17 protein-coding genes and 1 tRNA gene are annotated in these 18,828 nt (G+C 71.6%); 11 read left to right on the plus strand and 7 right to left on the minus strand.

The features are described from left to right. Positions 1–217 precede the first annotated feature (217 nt). Entirely contained in the window at positions 218–1,702 is a 1,485-nt protein-coding gene (locus ACIGYR_RS27175) for an aminopeptidase P family protein (protein WP_399603784.1), read from the plus strand. Between the two features lie 148 nt (positions 1,703–1,850). Next, entirely contained in the window at positions 1,851–3,221 is a 1,371-nt protein-coding gene (locus ACIGYR_RS27180) for a PLP-dependent aminotransferase family protein (RefSeq protein ID WP_399603783.1), read from the plus strand. A 173-nt stretch (positions 3,222–3,394) separates the two neighbouring features. Here ACIGYR_RS27180 and ACIGYR_RS27185 read toward each other — a convergent pair whose 3' ends face one another. Beyond that, complete coding sequence (locus tag ACIGYR_RS27185; protein ID WP_399603780.1) at positions 3,395–3,838, minus strand: ATP-binding protein; 444 nt, start codon at positions 3,836–3,838, stop codon at positions 3,395–3,397. 186 nt (positions 3,839–4,024) lie between these two features. On the opposite strand from ACIGYR_RS27185, the gene ACIGYR_RS27190 reads away from it, so the two are divergent. From ACIGYR_RS27190 to ACIGYR_RS27230, 9 genes are all read left to right on the plus strand, one after another. After that, complete coding sequence (locus ACIGYR_RS27190) at positions 4,025–4,882, plus strand: hypothetical protein (RefSeq protein ID WP_391845832.1); 858 nt, start codon at positions 4,025–4,027, stop codon at positions 4,880–4,882. 174 nt (positions 4,883–5,056) lie between these two features. Further along, positions 5,057–5,785, plus strand: coding sequence for a YcnI family protein (locus tag ACIGYR_RS27195; protein WP_399603778.1), 729 nt, complete (start codon positions 5,057–5,059; stop codon positions 5,783–5,785). A 104-nt stretch (positions 5,786–5,889) separates the two neighbouring features. Further along, positions 5,890–6,543: an SCO family protein gene (locus ACIGYR_RS27200; RefSeq protein WP_399603775.1), complete on the plus strand. Its 654-nt coding sequence runs from the start codon at positions 5,890–5,892 to the stop codon at positions 6,541–6,543. Beyond that, entirely contained in the window at positions 6,540–7,007 is a 468-nt protein-coding gene (locus ACIGYR_RS27205) for a copper chaperone PCu(A)C (protein ID WP_391845838.1), read from the plus strand. Before ACIGYR_RS27200 ends, ACIGYR_RS27205 begins: the two co-directional genes overlap by 4 nt. 13 nt (positions 7,008–7,020) lie before the next feature. Further along, on the plus strand, positions 7,021–9,105 hold the full coding sequence (locus ACIGYR_RS27210) for a copper resistance CopC/CopD family protein (protein WP_399603773.1): 2,085 nt from the start codon (positions 7,021–7,023) through the stop codon (positions 9,103–9,105). Between the two features lie 8 nt (positions 9,106–9,113). After that, on the plus strand, positions 9,114–10,394 hold the full coding sequence (gene efeB / locus ACIGYR_RS27215; protein ID WP_399603770.1) for an iron uptake transporter deferrochelatase/peroxidase subunit: 1,281 nt from the start codon (positions 9,114–9,116) through the stop codon (positions 10,392–10,394). A gap of 240 nt (positions 10,395–10,634) precedes the next feature. Next, positions 10,635–11,567, plus strand: coding sequence for a prephenate dehydratase (gene pheA, locus ACIGYR_RS27220; protein WP_391845843.1), 933 nt, complete (start codon positions 10,635–10,637; stop codon positions 11,565–11,567). Between the two features lie 539 nt (positions 11,568–12,106). Then, entirely contained in the window at positions 12,107–13,384 is a 1,278-nt protein-coding gene (serS, locus tag ACIGYR_RS27225) for a serine--tRNA ligase (protein ID WP_391845845.1), read from the plus strand. Next, complete coding sequence (locus tag ACIGYR_RS27230) at positions 13,381–14,199, plus strand: HAD family hydrolase (RefSeq protein WP_399603768.1); 819 nt, start codon at positions 13,381–13,383, stop codon at positions 14,197–14,199. The genes serS and ACIGYR_RS27230 overlap by 4 nt, the downstream gene beginning before the upstream one ends. Before the next feature lie 401 nt (positions 14,200–14,600). On the opposite strand, the gene ACIGYR_RS27235 is transcribed toward ACIGYR_RS27230, so the two are convergent. From ACIGYR_RS27235 to ACIGYR_RS27260, 6 genes are all read right to left on the minus strand, one after another. Beyond that, positions 14,601–14,688, minus strand: a tRNA-Ser gene (locus ACIGYR_RS27235). Positions 14,689–14,963: 275 nt separating this feature from the next. After that, positions 14,964–15,182, minus strand: a complete 219-nt coding sequence (locus ACIGYR_RS27240) for a hypothetical protein (RefSeq protein ID WP_391845849.1) — start codon at positions 15,180–15,182, stop codon at positions 14,964–14,966. Between the two features lie 77 nt (positions 15,183–15,259). After that, entirely contained in the window at positions 15,260–15,979 is a 720-nt protein-coding gene (locus ACIGYR_RS27245) for an ABC transporter permease (RefSeq protein ID WP_399603765.1), read from the minus strand. 10 nt (positions 15,980–15,989) lie between these two features. After that, positions 15,990–16,901, minus strand: a complete 912-nt coding sequence (locus ACIGYR_RS27250) for an ABC transporter ATP-binding protein (RefSeq protein ID WP_391845853.1) — start codon at positions 16,899–16,901, stop codon at positions 15,990–15,992. Then, on the minus strand, positions 16,898–17,806 hold the full coding sequence (locus ACIGYR_RS27255; protein WP_399603763.1) for an ABC transporter permease: 909 nt from the start codon (positions 17,804–17,806) through the stop codon (positions 16,898–16,900). The genes ACIGYR_RS27250 and ACIGYR_RS27255 overlap by 4 nt, the downstream gene beginning before the upstream one ends. Further along, complete coding sequence (locus ACIGYR_RS27260) at positions 17,796–18,761, minus strand: ABC transporter ATP-binding protein (RefSeq protein ID WP_391846282.1); 966 nt, start codon at positions 18,759–18,761, stop codon at positions 17,796–17,798. The genes ACIGYR_RS27255 and ACIGYR_RS27260 overlap by 11 nt, the downstream gene beginning before the upstream one ends. Between the last annotated feature and the right edge of the window lie 67 nt (positions 18,762–18,828).

Consider the following 18,828-nt stretch of genomic DNA (forward strand, 5'->3'; position numbering starts at 1 on the left):
GCCTCGTGACCAGCGCGACGCGGCTGCACGCGGGGCGTCCCCGCCCGGCTCGACTCGCCCGCGCGCGGGGCGCCGGCGGCTGGCATGACCGGGCATAACAGGTCATCCGGCCCCGCCCGCTCCCGGTACGACCGTACGATGATGGAGGTCCCCGCTCGGCCACAAGCAGGAGCGCGCGGGCCCCGGGGGAGATCAATGGCGTATCGAGGAGGATCACGTGTCCGACGAGCTCAACCCGGCTGTGCCCGACTCCGCTACCGCGGAGGGCCCGGAGACCGAGTCCGAGGAGACCGTCAAGCAGCGGAAGAACGGCCTGTACCCGGGCGTCTCCGACGAGCTGGCCGAGAACATGAAGTCCGGCTGGGCCGACACGGAGCTGCGTGACCTGAAGCCGATCGAGCAGGCCGGGCACACCGCGCGCCGCCGTGCCGCGCTCTCCGCCCGCTTCCCGGGCGAGCGCCTGGTCATCCCGGCGGGCAACCTGAAGACCCGCTCGAACGACACCGAGTACCCCTTCCGCGCGTCCGTGGAGTACGCGTACCTCACCGGAAACCAGACCGAGGACGGCGTCCTGGTGCTGGAGCCGAAGGGTGACGGCCACGAGGCGACGATCTACCTCCTGCCCCGCTCGGACCGGGAGAACGGCGAGTTCTGGCTCTCCGGCCAGGGCGAGCTGTGGGTCGGCCGCCGCCACTCCCTCACCGAGTCCGAGGCGCTGTACGGCATCCCGGCCTCCGACGTGCGCGAGCTGGCCGACACCCTCCGCGAGGCCACCGGCCCGGTCCGCGTGGTGCGCGGCTACGACGCCGGTCTCGAGGCGGCCCTGACCGACAAGGTCACCGCCGAGCGCGACGAGGAACTGCGCGTCTTCCTCTCCGAGGCCCGCCTGGTCAAGGATGAGTTCGAGATCGGCGAACTGCAGAAGGCCGTCGACTCCACGGTCCGCGGCTTCGAGGACGTCGTGAAGGTCCTCGACAAGGCCGAGGCGACGAGCGAGCGCTACATCGAGGGCACGTTCTTCCTCCGCGCACGCGTGGAGGGCAACGACGTCGGTTACGGCTCCATCTGCGCCGCCGGCCCGCACGCCTGCACCCTGCACTGGGTCCGCAACGACGGCCCGGTCCGCTCCGGCGACCTGCTCCTGCTCGACGCCGGCGTGGAGACGCACACGCTCTACACGGCCGACATCACGCGCACGCTGCCGATCGACGGCACGTACAGCGAGATCCAGAGGAAGATCTACGACGCCGTGTACGAGGCCCAGGAGGCCGGTATCGCGGCGGTGAAGCCGGGCGCCAAGTACCGCGACTTCCACGACGCCGCGCAGCGCGTGCTGGCCGAGAAGCTCGTCGAGTGGGGCCTGGTCGAGGGCCCGGTCGAGCGCGTCCTGGACCTGGGCCTGCAGCGCCGCTGGACGCTGCACGGCACCGGGCACATGCTCGGCATGGACGTCCACGACTGCGCCGCCGCGCGCACCGAGTCGTACGTGGACGGTGTCCTGGAGCCCGGGATGGTGCTGACGGTCGAGCCCGGTCTGTACTTCCAGGCCGACGATCTGACGGTCCCGGAGGAGTACCGGGGCATCGGCGTCCGGATCGAGGACGACATCCTCGTCACGGAGGACGGCAACCGCAATCTCTCCGACGGGCTGCCGAGGCGCTCCGCCGACGTGGAGGCGTGGATGGCCTCGTTGAAGGGCTGATCCGAGTTCGAATGGCCGGGTACCGGGGAGGTGCCCGGCCATTTCGTCTGCCGGTGGTCCGTGGCCGGTCGCGCCCACCCGGGCGGAGTCGCATATCGGCTAAGACTCGCGTCCCTTCGGGGGCGCGTGCAGTGACGGGGGTGGAAACGTGGACGACTTCTGGTCCGGTGTCGGTGTGGACCCGCGCCTCGAACCCGACGCGGCGGACGGGCGCCGGGTCGGGCTGGAGCGGGCGTTGCGGGACGCCGTGCGGGACGGGCGGCTCACGCCCGGCACCCGGTTGCCGGCCACCCGCCGCCTCGCGAGCGACCTCGGTATCTCGCGCGGCACCGCCAAGGCCGCCTACGACCAGCTCGTCGCCGAGGGGTACCTGACGGCACGACAGGGCTCAGGCACCCGGGTCGCCGAGCTGCCGGCCCTGCGGACGGAGGAACCGGGAACGGCCGCACACGCGCGTGCGCCGCGTTTCGACCTGCGCCCCGGCAGCCCGGACGTCAGCGCGTTCCCGGCGGCGGCCTGGCTGCGGGCGCTGCGCCGCGCCATGACGACGGCCCCCTCACCGGCGTACGACTACGGCGACCCGCGCGGCCGGATCGAGCTGCGCACCGCGCTCTCCGGCTACCTGGGCCGCACGCGCGGGGTGCTCGCGCCACCGGAACGGATCGTCGTGACCTCCGGGTACGTGCAGGGCCTCGCGCTGCTCACGCGCGTGCTGGGCGGCGCCGCCGTCGCCATGGAGGACCCGGGGCTGCCCTTCCACCGGGAGGTGGTCCGGTACAACGGCGGAACGGTACTGCCGGTCCCGGTCGACACCCGCGGGGTACGCCCCGCGGAGCTGGGCGAGGCGGCGGCCGTGGTGGTCACACCGGCCCACCAGTACCCGACCGGGGTGACCCTGCGCCCCGAGCGGCGCCGGGCACTCACCGACTGGGCACGCGCGCGGGACGGGCTGATCATCGAGGACGACTACGACGGCGAGTTCCGTTACGACCGGCAGCCGGTCGGCGCCCTGCAGGGCATGACACCGAGCCACGTCGCCTATCTGGGCACCGCCTCCAAGACGCTCGGCCCCGCACTGCGCCTCGGCTGGATGGTGCTGCCGCCGCACCTGGCCGAAGCGGTCGCCGAGGCCAAGCTGCACAGCGACCACCACACCGAGACCATCGGCCAGCTCGCGCTCGCCGAACTGATCGACAGCCACACCTACGACCGCCACGTGCGCGCGTGCAGGCTGCGCTACCGGCGGCGCCGGGACCAGTTGCTGGACCGGCTCGGAGCGGGGCGGAGCGTGCGCGGGATCGCGGCCGGGCTGCACGCGCTGGTGGAGGTGCCGGACGAGGCCGAGGTCCTGGCCCGCGCGGAGGCGGAGGGCCTGGCGCTCGGCGCCCTCGGCGAGCACTGGCACACCCCGGGCCCCGGCCGCCCGCAGGGCCTGGTCGTCGGCTACGGCACACCCCGGGAACGCGCTTATCCGGAGGCGCTGGAAGTGCTGGCGAAGGTGCTCGGGACGGGCGGGTGAGGGTCTGCGGGTGAGCCGACCGGCGGGTGAGCCGACCGGCGGGTGAGGGGAGTCGGCGGGTGAGGGGCTGCGGGTGAGCGACCGGCGGACGCAGGACCTCGCCGGTCCCACCGGACCTCGCCGTACGAGCCGGACCGCACCGGACCTCGCCGGACCGAGCCGGTCCGCGCTCGCTACGCCGTGAGCAGCGAAGGATCCTTCTTCCACTTGAGGATCTTGTCGAAGCTGACCACCGTCCCGCCCCGCCCGGGCTTGGCCCCGATGTGGACGTGGTCGGCGAGTTCCCGGATCAGACACAGGCCGCGCCCGTGCTCGGCGTCCGGCCGGGCGGGCCGCAGATCCTGGGTGCGGGTGAAGCCGCACCCGGAATCGGACACTTCGATACGGCACTTCTCACCGTCGAGGTACGCGGTCACCCGGTACGCCTCCGCCGCGCCGGACGCACGGTTCCCACCGTGCTCGACGGCGTTCGCGCAGGCCTCGCTCAGGGCCACGGACAGGTCGTACGAGATCTCCGGGTCGACGCCCGCCGTCTCCATCGTGCCGATCAGCAGCCGGCGGGCGAGCGGCACGCTCGCAGCCTCGCGCCGCAGATGGAGTGACCACCAGATGCTCATGCTCCAGCCTCCCGGCCGCGGCTCGACATACCGTTACCTATTGCCGCCCGTAGGTGGTCGTAAGCACTCAGTTGACGTGACTCCGCCCATACGGCCGATGCGCCGAGGGAGGAATCGGTGTATGAGGGACGGCTCAGGCGACCTGCCGTATGCCGCCGGTAAGGGCAGTGGGATGATGAGCCCGCCATGACTGCCCCCCACCCGCGCACGGCGCGTCCCGGAGCCGGACTCCGGATTCTGCGGGCCGCGGTGTTCGCCGCGGTCTGCGTCGCGCTGGCCGCGTGCGGGCACACCCTGGCCTCCTGCGCGCGCGTGCCGCTGTGGACGCTCGGCGCCGGGTTCCTCGGATCCCTGCTGTTCGTGGCACCGCTCGCCGGGCGGGCCCGCTCGCTACCGGGCATCGCCGCGCTTCTCGCCGTCGGCCAGATCGTGCTGCACACCCTGTTCGGGCTGGGCCAGCATGGGGCGATGGCCTCCGGCGGCATGGCGACGGGGTCCATGACCGCCACCGGAACCGGCGGGCTCACGGGCGCGTTGAGCGACAGCGCGCTGGTCGAGCAGGCCACCCGGCTCGTGTGCGGGTCGACGCCGGCGTCCCTGACCCCGGGGCACGCCTTCCGCCTGCTGCTCGACGCGCATCTCATAGACCGCTCCGGCCGGCCGGCCTCCGTCCTGGGCACCATGGAGCACATGCACGACGCCGCCGGCGCCTCGGCGGGTCTGCTGCCCTCGCTGCCGATGCTGCTCGGCCATGTGCTCGCGGCAGGCGCCGCCGGCTGGCTGTTGCGCCGCGGGGACCTGGCCGTGCTGCGGCTCATCGAGCTGTCGGCGCATGGAGTCACGGAGGGGGCGCTCGTCCGTTCCCTGCGCGCCGCACTCGCACTGGCGCGCGCCCTGTGCGCCGGTCTGCTGCCCGCCGCCGGGCCCGGTCCGCGCGGCCGCCGCCGCGACAGGGACGACGCCCCGGCCCCGCACACCGCCGTACTCCAGCACACGGTGATCCGGCGCGGCCCGCCCGCCGCCGCGTACCTCCTCGCCGCCTGACACGACGCGACCACCACTCCAGCGGAACCGGAAACGGAGAGCCGGACGGGAGGGCCGCCGTCGTGCGGCACGCGCGCGTGCGCGGATCGATCCGGGCCACCACGAGTGGTACGGCCATGCGCACGCGTACTCCTGATCACAACGGAACTCACTCGGAGTGGAGTACTCCCTGCCATGAAGGCTTCTCGTATCGCCGCCGCCACCGTCGTCGCCGGCTCGGCCGTCCTCGCCCTGTCCGCCCCCGCGTTCGCGCATGTCACCGTGCAGCCGGAAGGCACCGCCGCCAAGGGCGGTTACGCGGTCGTCGACTTCAAGGTCCCGAACGAGCGAGACGACGCCGCGACCACCAAGCTCGAGGTCAGCCTCCCGGCCGACCACCCGATCGCCTCGGTGATGCCGCAGCCGCTCCCCGGCTGGAAGGTCGTCGTCACCAAGTCCAAGCTGGACAAGCCGCTGACCATGCACGGCGAGAAGATCGACGAGGCCGTCACCAAGGTCACCTGGACCGCCGACGGCAAGGGCATCGAGCCCGGCTACTTCCAGAAGTTCCCGCTCTCCCTGGGCGCGCTGCCCGAGAACGCCGACCAGCTGGCGTTCAAGGCGATCCAGACCTACTCCGACAAGGAGGTCGTGCGCTGGATCGAGGTGCAGCAGGAGGGCCAGGAGGAGCCGGAGAACCCCGCCCCCGTCCTTGAGCTGTCCGCCGCCACCGACGACCACCACGGCTCCGCGAGCCCGGCCGCCGACGACAAGGCCGACAAGACCGAGAAGACGGCCGCCGCCGAGGACTCCGACGGCGGCAGCGACACCACCGCGCGCGTGCTCGGCGTGGCCGGCATCGTGATCGGCATCGCGGGCGTCGCCTACGGCGTCCTCGCGGGCCGCCGCCGGACCGCCGCCTGAGCCCTCGTTCCGCAGCGCGCACCGGGCGTCGTCCGGGGCCGTCCCACGACGCCCTCGTACGACCCCGGTGCGCGCCGGAGTTCACACATCTGGGACATTTTCCTATGCGCAACAAGACGTTCGCCGCGGCCGCGCTGCTCGCCGCCGCCACGCTGACCCTCTCCGGCTGCGGCACCGGGGACGACGACAAGTCGCCGGTCGCCGTGGTCTCGGGCGGGTCCGGCTCGGGCAAGGCCGCCACCGTCCTCGACCAGCCGTTCGCCAAGCCGGACCTGGTCCTCACCGACACCCACGGCAAGAAGTACGACCTCCGCAAGGAGACGAAGGGCCGTCCGACCCTGGTCTACTTCGGCTACACGCACTGCCCCGACATCTGCCCGGCGACGATGAGCAACATCGCCGTCGCCAAGAAGGCGCTGCCCAAGGCCGAGCAGAACGACCTCCGGGTGGTGTTCGTCACCACCGACCCCGGCCGTGACACGCCCGCCGAGCTGGGCAAGTGGCTCAAGGGCATCGACTCCGAATTCATCGGTCTGACCGGCGACTTCGCCAAGATCCAGGCCGGTGCCCGGTCGGTCGGCATCTCCGTGGAGCCGACGGCGAAGGACAAGAACGGCAAGCTCGTCTCGGTGCACGGCACCCAGGTCATCGCCTTCTCGCCGAAGACCGACGCCGGTTACGTCCTCTACGGCGAGTCCGCCACGGTCGACGACTACACCAAGGACCTGCCCAAGCTCGTCGAGGGAGCCAAGCCGTGAGGCGTCTCGCCCTCCTGACCGCCGGTGCGCTCGCCGGTGCCCTGGCCCTCACCGGCTGCTCCGGGTCCGGCTCCGGGCCGGGTCCGGACAAGGCCGAGCTGTCCGTCAGCTCCTCCTACATGCCCCAGCCCGTCTCCGCCGACATGGCGGCCGGCTTCCTGACGATCACCAACAACGGCGGGACCGGCGACGAACTGACCTCGGTCACCAGTGACGCCGCCGGCCAGGTCACCATGCACAGCACCGTCGGCGGTGCCATGGCGGAGAAGTCCTCCTTCGCCATACCGGCCCACAGCCGGCTCGTGTTCAAAAGCGGCGGCAACCACCTGATGTTCGAGGGACTGAAGCATGCGCCGAAACAGGGCCAGACGGTCGCCGTGAAGCTCACCTTCGCCAAGTCCGGGCCCCTCACCGTCGAGATGCCGGTGAAGTCCGCGACGTACAACCCGTCGACCGGCCACTGAGGGAGGGACCACCGTGACCCGGACCATCGCCCCCCGCCTGCGGATCCTGCTGCTGCTGTGCCTCGCCGTCACCGGCGCGCTGCTGGCGGGCGCCGGACCGGCCGCCGCCCATGCGGCACTGACCGGCAGCGACCCCGCGCAGGGGGTGGTGGTCGACAAGGCGCCCACCCAGGTGTCGCTCACCTTCTCCGAGAAGGTGGCGCTGAGCGACGACTCCCTGCGCGTCCTCGACCCCCGGGGCAAGCCGGTCCAGACGGGCAGCCCCGCCAACGTGAGCGGCACGACGTACGCGGTGCAGCTCAAGAGCGGCCTGGCCAAGGGCACCTACACCGTCACCTTCCAGGTCGTCTCGGCGGACAGCCACCCCGTCGCCGGTGCCTACACCTTCTCCATCGGGGCGCCCTCGCCGACCGTCGTCTCCGGCGGCGTACCGGCCGCGGGCGGCGGAGTCGTGGGCTGGCTCTACGCCTTCGGACGGTATGTGTCGTACGCCGGCTTCATCGTGCTCGCCGGCGGCGCGGCCTTCGTGCTCGCCTGCTGGCAGCGCGGCGCCGGGGTCCGGGCCCTGCAACGGCTGGTCGTCGGCGGCTGGGTCGCGCTGACCGCGGCCACCCTGTGGCTGCTGCTCCTGCGCGGCTCGTACACCGGCTCGGGCAAGCTCGCCGACGTCTTCGACCTCGACCTGCTCGGCCAGGTGCTCCAGACCAAGACCGGTGCCGCGCTGGTCTCCCGGCTGCTGCTGCTCGCCGCCGCCGCGCTGTTCGTCGCCGTCCTCTTCGGTACCTACACCCGGCGTGAGGAGGGCGCCGAGAAGCGCGACCTGACCTTCGGGCTCGCGGTCGGCGGAGTGGTCGTCGCGGCCGGGCTCGCGACCAGCTGGGCCATGGCCGAGCACGCCTCCACCGGGCTCCAGCCGGGCATCGCCATGCCGGTGGACGTCGTCCATCTGCTGTCCGTCGCCACCTGGCTGGGCGGCCTCACCGCCCTGCTGGTCGCGTTGTACCGGGCGCCCGCCGAGACCCAGGTGGAGACCGCCGCCGTACACCGCTTCTCCCGGCTGGCCTTCGGCTCCGTCCTCGCGCTCGTCAGCACCGGTGTCTACCAGTCCTGGCGGCAGCTCGGCTCCTGGTCGGCGTTCACCGAGACCCGTTACGGCCAGCTGCTGCTGGTAAAGATCGGACTGGTGGCCGTGCTGGTCGGCGTCGCGGCGGCGTCCCGGCGCTGGACGGCACGGCTCACGGACCAGGTCGTCGGCGCCGGGAAGGCGAAGAAGGCCCAGGCCCGGGCCCAGCAGGAACAGGTGGCGGCCTCGAAGTCGACCGGCACGGGCAGCGCCGGAACGGGCAAGAGCAGCGGCGGGACCGGCAAGGTCAGCGGCGGGACCGGCAAGGCCACGGGCACGGGCAGTGGCGGGACCGGCAAGGGCACGGGCAGTGGCGGGGCCGGCAAGGGCACGGGCAGTGGCGGGGCCGGCAAGGGCAGCGGCGGCACCGGCAAGGGCTCCGGCACCGGTGACTCCCAGCGTGCCGCCCAGCTCGCCCGGCAGCGCGCGGCCGTCGACGCCGCCCGGCAGAAGCGGCTGCGGAACGCCGACCCGAACCGTTTCGGGCTGCGCCGCTCGGTGCTCGCCGAGGCCGGTGTCGCCGTCGTCCTGCTCGCCGTCACCACCGCGCTCACCCAGACCGAGCCGGGCCGCACCGAGCAGGAGGCCAAGGCGGCCACCTCCGCGCCGGCCGGCTCCGGAACGGCGGCGTCCGGCGCGCTCACCCTGGACATGCCGTTCGACACCGGCGGCACCGACGGCAAGGGCGTCGTCAGCATCGACCTCGACCCCGCACGCGTGGGCGGCAACGAGATGCACGTGTACGTCCAGCGGCCCAACGGCCGGGCCTTCGACGTCCCCGAGGTGAAGGTCTCCTTCACCCTGGAGGCGAGGAAGATCGGCCCGCTGCCCGTGAACCCCGACCACATCACCACCGGTCACTGGTCGGCGAACGGAGTGCAGATCCCCATGGCCGGCGACTGGAAGATCGCCGTCACGGTGCGCACCTCCGACATCGACCAGGCGACCGTCTCCAAGAACGCGCAGATCGGCTGAACCACACCATGGCTGACCAGTCCATCCAGGAGGCCCGTACGCCCGACGCGCCGACGGCGCGGCCCGCGTCCGGCGCGAACGGCATCTCCCGGCGTGCCCTGCTCGGCACCGCCGGTGCCACCGGGCTCGTGCTCGGCGCGGCCGGCGGGGCCGTGGGGTACACCGCCGCGCCCGCCGGGGCCACACCGCTGACCGCGGTGGGCTCCGGCCGCGCGATGTTTCACGGGAAACATCAGCCCGGTATCACCGAGGGCCTCCAGGCGCGCGGCCATCTCGTCGCCTTCGACCTGGTGGCGGGCGCTGGTCGCAAGGAGGCGGCGGCCCTGCTGCGCCGCTGGTCGGTGACGGCCGAGCGGCTCATGGCAGGTGAGACCGCCCCGCACGACGACACCGGTGTGGCCCGGGACGCGGGGCCGTCCTCGCTGACGATCACCTTCGGCTTCGGGCACAGCTTCTTCGGCCGGACCGGCCTGGAGAAGCAGCGGCCCGCCGCCCTCGAACCGCTGCCGGACTTCTCCTCCGACCGGCTCGACAAGGCCCGCAGCGACGGCGACCTGTGGGTGCAGATCGGGGCGGACGACGCCCTGGTCGCCTTCCACGCGCTGCGCGCGATCCAGAAGGACGCCGGCTCGGCCGCGCGGGTGCGCTGGCAGATGAACGGCTTCAACCGCACTCCGGGCGCCACCGCCCGCCCCATGACGGCCCGCAACCTCATGGGCCAGCTCGACGGCACCCGCAATCCCACACCGGCCGACGCCGACTTCGACCAGCGGATCTTCGTGCCCGCGGCGGGCGAACCCGCGTGGATGGCGAACGGCTCCTACGCCGTCGTCCGCCGCATCCGCATGCTCCTGGACGACTGGGAGAAACTGGCGCTCTCCGCCCAGGAGCAGGTCATAGGGCGCCGCAAGGCCGACGGGGCGCCGCTGTCCGGCGGTGACGAGACGACCCCGATGGACCTGGACAAGGCGGACGCCAAGGGTGACTACGTCGTCCCGCTCAACGCGCACGCCCGCATCACCCGACCCGACCGCAACGGCGGCGCGGCCATGCTGCGGCGTCCCTTCTCCTATCACGACGGCATCGACGTGGACGGCACCCCCGACGCCGGTCTCCTCTTCATCTGCTGGCAGGCGGACCCACTGCGCGGCTTCGTACCGGTCCAGCGCAAGCTCGACCGGGGGGACGCGCTCTCGGCGTACATCCGGCACGAGGCGAGCGGCCTGTTCGCGGTGCCGGGCGGGGCGGCGGAGGGGGAGTACGTGGGGCAACGGCTGCTGGAGGGGTGAACGGCCGATACGCCGGACACCGGCCGCCGCACGGGTGAAGGGCCATGACGCCGGACACCGGCTCCCGCACGGGTGAAGGGCGGATACGCCGGACACCGGACAACGGCTGCCTCACGACTGAAGGGCCATTACGCCGGACTACGGCCGCTGGTGGGGTGAACCCGGGTTCAAACCACACGGTCGAGTGGCATTCATGAGACACCTGCTACGGCTCCCCCTGCGGCCATTAGGGTGAGGGACATGCCAGCTAGCTATGCCTATCTCGGCCCGGAGGGCACCTTCACGGAGGTCGCCCTGCGCACGCTCCCGGAGGCGGCCACCCGGGAGCTGAACCCGTATGTGTCGGTGCAGTCCGCGCTGGACGCGGTCCGGGCCGGCGAGGCCGAGGCCGCGTTCGTACCGATCGAGAACTCCGTCGAGGGCGGCATCACCACGACCCTGGACGAGCTGGTCGCGGGCGAACCGCTGATGATCTACCGCGAGGTGCTGCTGTCGATCACCTTCGCGCTGCTGGTCCGCCCCGGCACGAAGCTCGCGGACATCAAGACGGTCTCGGCCCACCCCGCGGCCCAGCCGCAGGTGCGCAACTGGCTGCGCACGCACCTCCCGGACGCCCTCTGGGAGTCGGCCGCCTCCAACGCGGACGCCGCCCGCCTGGTCCAGGAGGGCCGCTACGACGCCGCCTTCGCGGGCGAGTTCGCCGCCGCCCGGTACGGCCTCGAAGCGCTGGAGACCGGGATCCACGACGCGGAGAACGCGCAGACCCGGTTCGTGCTCGTCGGCCGCCCGGCCCGGCCGGCCGCGCCCACCGGGGCCGACAAGACCTCGGTGGTGCTGTGGCAGCGGGACGACCATCCCGGCGCCCTGCGCGATCTGCTCGGCGAGTTCGCCTCCCGCGGCATCAACCTCATGCTGCTCCAGTCCCGGCCGACCGGCGCCGGTATCGGCAATTACTGCTTCTGCATCGATGCCGAGGGCCATATCGCCGATCGGCGAATGGCGGAGACGCTGATGGGGCTGCGGCGGATCTGTCTGCAGGTGCGCTTCCTCGGTTCTTATCCGCGCGCGGACATCACCCCGGGCGAAGCCCGGCCGACCCTGCCGGGGACATCGGACGAGGTGTTCATGGCGGCGGCCGACTGGGTGGCACGCTGCCAGGACGGCCGGTTCTAGCCGGTCGCACCTGCATACGAACGTTATCCACAGAAGTTATCCACAGGTGCCCTTCTCGACCTGGGGACAAGTCGACAGGATCGGGTCATCGGGTCGACAAATCGCCCTACAGGGCCCGACCGAGGTCACCATCCCCCGGGTCACCCTTCGTCCACTCGTTTCCTTTGGTTCATCTTTTGGGGCGACCGTTTTCCACCCGAAAGTGGGTGTCGACGGGGTTTGACCGGGGAATTCATCAGCCTGTTCAAGGTTTCCGGAGTGATCAATTCCGAAATCCACAGGTCTTCCACACAGCCTGTGGATAACTCTTCGGGGGGCGCGGTCCTCTGTGGACAACCAGTTCGCCAAATCCCGTTCTTCCCAAGGGAATCCGGTCAACCGGGCGCCGGAACCTGCTTCGTCCCAGGGAGTGAGACACTTTTCCCTTGACGCGTGGAGCACACTCGGCATTTACCGCATAACGGAACGTAGGCCACGAATCCGAACTCCCCGCACTAGTGATTCGTGAGCCGCGACCCGGCACCGGTAGCCTTGGCCACGTGATTGACCTTCGCCTGCTCCGTGAGGACCCCGACCGTGTGCGCGCGTCCCAGCGCGCCCGTGGAGAGGACGTCGCGCTCGTCGACTCCCTCCTGTCCGCCGACGAGCGGCGCAGGTCCTCCGGCGTCCGATTCGACGAGCTGCGCGCCGAACAGAAGCAGCTCGGCAAGCTGATCCCCAAGGCCACCGCCGACGAGAAGGCCGAGCTGCTCAAGCGTGCCGAGCAGCTCAAGGCCGACGTGAAGGCCGCCGACGCCGAGCGCGACGCGGCCGACACCGAGACCCAGGAGCTGCTGCTCCAGCTCGGCAACCTCGTCCACCCCGACGTACCCGTCGGCGGCGAGGAGGACTTCGTCACGCTGGAGACGCACGGCACGATCCGCGACTTCGCCGCCGCCGGCTTCGAACCCAGGGACCACCTGGAACTCGGCCAGCTGCTCGGCGCGATCGACGTCGAGCGTGGCGCCAAGGTCTCCGGCTCCCGCTTCTACTTCCTCACCGGTGTCGGCGCCCTGCTGGAGCTGGCCCTGGTGAACGCGGCGATCGCCCAGGCCACCGCGGCCGGCTTCACGCCGATGCTCACCCCGGCGCTGGTCCGCCCGGGGTCCATGGCCGGCACCGGCTTCCTCGGCCAGGCCGCCCAGGACGTCTACCACCTCGACAAGGACGACCTGTACCTGGTCGGCACCTCCGAGGTCCCGCTGGCGGCCTACCACATGGACGAGATCATCGACGCGGACAAGCTGCCGCTGCGCTACGCGGGCTTCTCCCCGTGCTTCCGCCGCGAGGCCGGCTCCCACGGCAAGGACACGCGGGGCATCTTCCGCGTGCACCAGTTCGACAAGGTCGAGATGTTCTCGTACGTCGCTCCCGAGGACTCCCAGGCCGAGCACCAGCGCCTGCTGGAGTGGGAGAAGCAGTGGCTGACCTCGCTGGAGCTGCCGTTCCGCGTGATCGACGTCGCCTCCGGTGACCTCGGCGCCTCGGCCGCCCGCAAGTACGACTGCGAGGCGTGGATCCCGACGCAGGGCAAGTACCGCGAGCTGACCTCGACCTCGGACTGCACCGAGTTCCAGTCCCGCCGGCTGTCCATCCGGCTCCGCGACGGCAAGCAGGTCAAGCCGCTGGCCACCCTCAACGGCACGCTGTGCGCCGTACCGCGCACGATCGTGGCGATCCTGGAGAACCACCAGCAGGCCGACGGCTCCGTGCGGGTCCCCGAGGTGCTGCGCCCGTACCTGGGCGGTCGTGAGGTCCTGGAGCCGATCGCCAAGTGACCGGTTTCCCCTACCGGCTGATCGCCACCGACCTCGACGGAACGCTGCTGCGCTCCGACGAGTCGGTCTCGCGGCGCACTCGTGACGCGCTCGCCGTGGCCACCGCGGCGGGCGCGGCCCACATCGTCGTCACCGGCCGTGCGGTCCCGTGGACCCGGCACATCCTGGACGACCTCGGCTACGACGGCCTCGCCGTCTGCGGCCAGGGCGCCCAGGTCTACGACGCCGGCAGCCACCGCCTGCTGACCTCGGTCACACTCGACCGGCAGTTGGCGGGCGTCGCCCTGGCCAAGATCGAGGCCGCGGTGGGCCCGCTGTACCTGGCGGCCAGCCGGGACGGCCTCGACGGCGAGGTGCTGGTGGGGCCGGGCTACGCGGTCACCGGCAGGCTGCCCGCGACGCCGTTCACGGACGCCTCCGACCTGTGGAGCGCGCCCCTCAACAAGATCTACGTCCAGCATCCGACGATGGGCGACGACGAGCTGGCGGAGGCGGCCCGGCAGGCCGCCGGCGGTTTCGTGACGGTGGCCATGGCGGGCGAGGGCATCGTGGAGCTGCTCCCGCTCGGCCTGTCCAAGGCAACGGGTCTGTCCCTGGCGGCCCGCCGCCTGGGCCTGAAGGCCGCCGACACGATCGCCTTCGGCGACATGCCCAACGACATCCCGATGTTCGGCTGGGCCGCTCGCGGCGTGGCCATGGCCAACGCTCACGAGGAACTCCGCGCGGTGGCCGACGAGGTGACGTCCTCCAACGAGGAGGACGGCATCGCGCTGGTACTTGAGCGGCTGCTGGAGAGCCCCGGGATCACACCGTAGAGACTTCGGTCCGCCACCGGGCACCAGGCCCGCCATGACGACCGCGCGGTTCCCCGGGGGCCCACCGCAAAGTCGCGGTCCGGCGCCGGGCGCCAAGCCCGCCAGACGACCGCGCGGTTTCCCGGCAGCCCACCGTAGAGACTTTGCGTGCGGCGCCGGGTGACAGGACCGTCATGCCCGTCGTGACCGATCGCGCGGGTCCCCGCGCCCCCAGGGGTTGCGGTCGTCGTCCGCTCGTCGCTCGCCCCAGCTGCGGGCATCGGGCCGCTGGGGCGGCACGGGTGGGCGCAGCGGTACCTCGCAGCGCCGAGTCGCTCAGACCTCGCCGAGCCACGGCACCGGCCGTCGACTCCATGTGCTCTCAGTCGGCCGGTCGGCCAAGCACCGGTGGCAACGTCTCGCGGAGGATGCACGGATCGAACGTGCGCGGGCTTTCCAGGCCCGACCATGGCTTAGCAAGCCAGTGCCTTACCACTCGGCCAATCCTCCGGGTGGGCGGCCCACGCGAGAGCGACATCGCGTGCTCGAAGCGGCCGCCCCGGGCAGCTCCCGTGGCTACACGGAGGTGTGGCGAATCACTCCGGAGCCGGCCTCGGGCTGCCCTGTCGGGAGCTGGGCGTACTGCCGTGCATCGACATCGCCCACCTCCACTCCCGGTACACGGCGCCGGGACGATCCCGGCGGACGGGGCACAACCACTCTGCCCCGCCGCGGAGTTGGCCGCCACCGAATAAGGGGTGCCGCCACCGGCCACCAGGGTGCCGCTACCGGCGGCGCCACCGGCGCCTGCGCGCCTTGCTGAAGAACCAGCCCGCCGGCGGCTCGTCGGAGCGCCAGGGCTCCGGCTGAGGCTCCTCGGCCCGCCAGCGGGCGGCGAGCATCCGGGCCCGGGCGGACGGCTCGGAGGTCCCGGCGGAGCGTATGAACTCCTCGCCCAGGACGACCCCGTCCCACTCGTCGGAGGGCAGCGCCTCGTCAGCCATGTCCATGCCTCCCAGCAGTGCGTCCCTGGACCCAGGGTGCCGTGACGGGGGTGAAGCCCCCGTCAAGGCGGCGTCGGCTACTCCTCGCCCGCCAACGTCAGCGACCGCAGCTTCTGACCGGCGTACCAGGTGGACAGGACGGTGACCACCACCAGCAGGACGGTGGCCGTCGGCAGGCCCACGTCCGAGGTCACCAGATCCCCGCCGGCGACCTTGTGAGCGACGGCCAGCGACCACTGCTGGACGCTCAGCGTGCGCGCGCCCGGCACCAGGGAGCCGAACAGCGCCTCCCAGACCAGGGCGTAGACGAGCCCGAAGACCACCGCGTGCCGGGAGACGGTGCCCAGCAGCAGGAAGAGCGCCGAGTAGGCGATGGAGGAGATCAGCGCGGCGACCGTGTAGGCGACCGCGATCTGCTGGCCGTTGCCGTTCAGGATCAGGCCCGCGATCAGGGTCGGCACCGCCGAGAAGACCATGGTCACGGCGACGGCGACGATCAGCTTGGTGAAGATGATCGCGGGCCGCTTGAGCGGCTTGGACAGCAGGTAGACGACGGAGCCGTCGTCGATCTCCGGGCCGATCGCGCCGGTGCCGGCGATGACACCGATGATCGGCACCATGGTGGCGAGCGCGAAGCCGCCGAGGACGTCTGCCGCCGTCTGGTCGTCGGCTCCGGTCAGGCCGCGCACGGCCACGGAGATCACGATCAGCAGCAGCGGCAGCGCGCCGAGGATGAGGGCCCGGCGGCGGCCGAGCAGGGCTCGATAAGTGAGCCGGGCGACGGTGGGGTCGTACATCTTCGGCCTCCTACGCCGCGACCAGATAAGAGAAGACGGACTCCAGGGACTCGTCGGACGGCGAGACCGTGAGCAGTCGGATGCCGTGGTCCCGGGCGACCTTCGGCAGCAGGGCGGTGAAGCGGCCGAAGTCCACGGCCTGGATGCGCAGCGCGCCCTCGGCGTGGTCGACCTCGATGCCGGCCGTCGACGAATCGGCGATCAGCGCCGCCGCGAGGGTGCGGTCGTCGCTGGAGCGCACCAGGTAGCGGTGCGGACGGTCGGTCATCAGGCGGCGGATCTTGCGGAAGTCACCGCTGGCCGCGTGCCGTCCGGCGACGACGACCTCGATGTGCCGGGCGAGTTGCTCGACCTCTTCGAGGATGTGCGAGGAGAACAGCACCGTGCGGCCCTCGTCGCCCATCTTCCGCAGCAGGTCCATCAGTTGCATGCGCTGGCGCGGGTCCATGCCGTTGAACGGCTCGTCGAGCAGGAGCAGTGACGGGTCGTGTACGAGGGCGCTCGCCATCTTCACGCGCTGCCGCATGCCCTTGGAGTATGTGGCGATCTTCCGGTCCTGCGCGTACTCCATCTCCACCGTGGCGAGGGCACGCTGGGCGGCCTTGTCCCCGAGACCGTGCAACTCGGCGTTGGCGACGACGAACTCGCGGCCGGTGAGGAAGTCGTACATCGCCTCCCGCTCGGGGACGATGCCGATGTGCCGGTAGATCTTCTCGTTGCGCCACACCGGCTGTCCGTCGAGGGTGACGGTGCCGGTGGAGGGGGCGAGGAAGCCGCCCATCATGTTGATCAGGGTGGACTTCCCGGCGCCGTTGGGGCCGAGCAGACCGGTGACGCCGGGGCCGATCGTCATGGTGATGTCGTTGACGGCGACCACGTTGCCGAACCAGCGCGATACGTGGTCGATGCTGAGCGTGGTCACAGTCCCACCTTCTGGTAGCGGCGGATCAGGAGGCCGTAGCAGGCGGCGATCACGCCCAGGACGAACACGACGTAGACCGCGCCCTCACCGTTGGACGGGCCGACCCCGCCGGGGAAGGAGGAGCTGCCGCCGAGGAAGGCGGACTGCACGCCGTCGATCAGTGTGATCGGCGAGAACAGGCCGATCCACGGGACGGCGTTGCTGCTGCCCTGGACGTCGGCGATGGCCTGAAGGGTGGAGACCGCGCCGTAGGAGATGGTCATCACGGCGATCACGGCGGCGATGCCGAAGCCGCGGCGCGGGGTGACCGCTGCGATGACGAGGCCGATCCCGGCGAAGAGCAGTGAGAGCAAGGCCACGGAGACCAGTCCCTGTGCGAATTCCTCGCTCTGATGGGCGAAGCCCATCTTCGACAGCAGCGCGCCCAGGTACATCACGAGCAGCGGCGCCGCGGTGAGGACGAACAGCGCCGAGGCGAGCGCCGCGAACTTGGCGCGGACGTAGTCGGCGGTCTCGATGGGCCGCGAGAAGTACAGCGGCACCGTCTTGAAGCGCAGGTCGCGGGAGACGGCCTGGGGCGCCTGCGAGGCGACGTACAGGCTGATCACGGCCTGCATGATGATCGCGTACCGGGTGTAGGACACCGGCAGCTCGTGCGCCTTGGTGGCGACGGCTACGGCCACCATGATGGCGGCCGGCACGCAGATCACCGCGAACAGCAGCATCGGCAGCACCTTGGACTTCACCGAGCGGCCGAGGCCGTAGGCGCCGCGCAGGGACTGCGAGTACAGCGAGCGGCGGGCGTAGGCGCGGCCGAGGCGGGGGCCGTCGTAGCCGCGGTAGCCGATGTCGTGGATGCGGGACCGGTCGCCGGTGGGCGCTGCCAGGGGATGTTCAACCGCCATGGCCGACGGCCTCCTTCCGCTCTTCGTCGCTGCTGGTGAACACCTCGGAGATGTGGTGCCGGCGCTGTTCCATGCGCACCAGGCCGAGGCCGAGGTCGGCGACCACGTCCCGGACGAGGTCGTACGTCTCGTCGCCCGTGGCGGTCAGCAGCAGGATGTGTCCGGCGCCGGGCAGTCCGCCGGCCTCCGCGTGCGTGGTCGCCCCGCGCGCGTGGAGCGCCTCACGGACCGCGTGGGTGCCGTCGGGGTGTGCGTCGCTGTCGGTGACCTCGATCGCGAGGGTGGTCGTGGTCTGGGTGAAGTCGGTGGTGGAGCTGGAGCGCAGGAGCGTGCCGCCGTCGATGACGACGACGTGGTCACAGGTGCGCTCCAGCTCGCCCAGCAGATGGGAGGTGACCAGGACCGAGATGCCGAAGTCGCTGTGGATGCGGCGGATCAGACCGAGCATCTCGTCGCGTCCGACCGGGTCGAGGCCGTTGGTCGGCTCGTCCAGGAAGACCAGTTGCGGGTCGTGCACCAGGGCCTGGGCGAGCTTCACGCGCTGCTTCATGCCGGTCGAGTAGCCGCCGATGGGGCGGTAGCGCTCCTCGTACAGACCCACATGGCGCAGGGTGTCGGCGGTCCGCTCGCGGGCGGCGGTGGGCGGCAGGCCGGACATACGGGCCATGTGGACGACGAACTCGGTGGCCGAGACGTCGGGCGGCAGGCAGTCGTGCTCCGGCATGTACCCGACCCGCTCGCGGATGGCGGCGCCCTTGGTGGCGACGTCGAGGCCGAGCACCTCGGCCCGGCCCTCCGTCGCGGGGGACAGGCCCAGCAAGATCTTGATCAGGGTGGACTTGCCGGCGCCGTTGGCTCCGACGAGTCCGGTCACACCGGGCCCGATGTCCACGGACAGCCGGTCGAGCGCGGTCACCCGGGGGAACCGCTTGCTCAGGCTTTCGGTCGCGATCACAGTCACGCCTTCGAAGGTAGTGATCCGGACCACGCCCGTCGTCAGACCTCAGAGCCGTTTCCTCGTC

The sequence above is a fragment of the Streptomyces sp. NPDC053076 genome, from assembly GCF_044546845.1.
Taxonomy (GTDB): Bacteria; Actinomycetota; Actinomycetes; order Streptomycetales; family Streptomycetaceae; genus Streptomyces.

Excerpts from the sequence above, each read along its gene's own strand:
- pheA (WP_391845843.1), top strand. The coding sequence starts at position 10,635 with ATGCCAGCTAGCTATGCCTATCTCGGCCCGGAGGGCACCTTCACGGAG.
- ACIGYR_RS27195 (WP_399603778.1), top strand. The coding sequence starts at position 5,057 with ATGAAGGCTTCTCGTATCGCCGCCGCCACCGTCGTCGCCGGCTCGGCC.
- ACIGYR_RS27190 (WP_391845832.1), top strand. The coding sequence starts at position 4,025 with ATGACTGCCCCCCACCCGCGCACGGCGCGTCCCGGAGCCGGACTCCGG.
- efeB (WP_399603770.1), top strand. The coding sequence starts at position 9,114 with ATGGCTGACCAGTCCATCCAGGAGGCCCGTACGCCCGACGCGCCGACG.
- ACIGYR_RS27240 (WP_391845849.1), bottom strand. The coding sequence starts at position 15,182 with ATGGCTGACGAGGCGCTGCCCTCCGACGAGTGGGACGGGGTCGTCCTG.
- ACIGYR_RS27185 (WP_399603780.1), bottom strand. The coding sequence starts at position 3,838 with ATGAGCATCTGGTGGTCACTCCATCTGCGGCGCGAGGCTGCGAGCGTG.
- ACIGYR_RS27200 (WP_399603775.1), top strand. The coding sequence starts at position 5,890 with ATGCGCAACAAGACGTTCGCCGCGGCCGCGCTGCTCGCCGCCGCCACG.
- ACIGYR_RS27245 (WP_399603765.1), bottom strand. The coding sequence starts at position 15,979 with ATGTACGACCCCACCGTCGCCCGGCTCACTTATCGAGCCCTGCTCGGC.
- ACIGYR_RS27255 (WP_399603763.1), bottom strand. The coding sequence starts at position 17,806 with ATGGCGGTTGAACATCCCCTGGCAGCGCCCACCGGCGACCGGTCCCGC.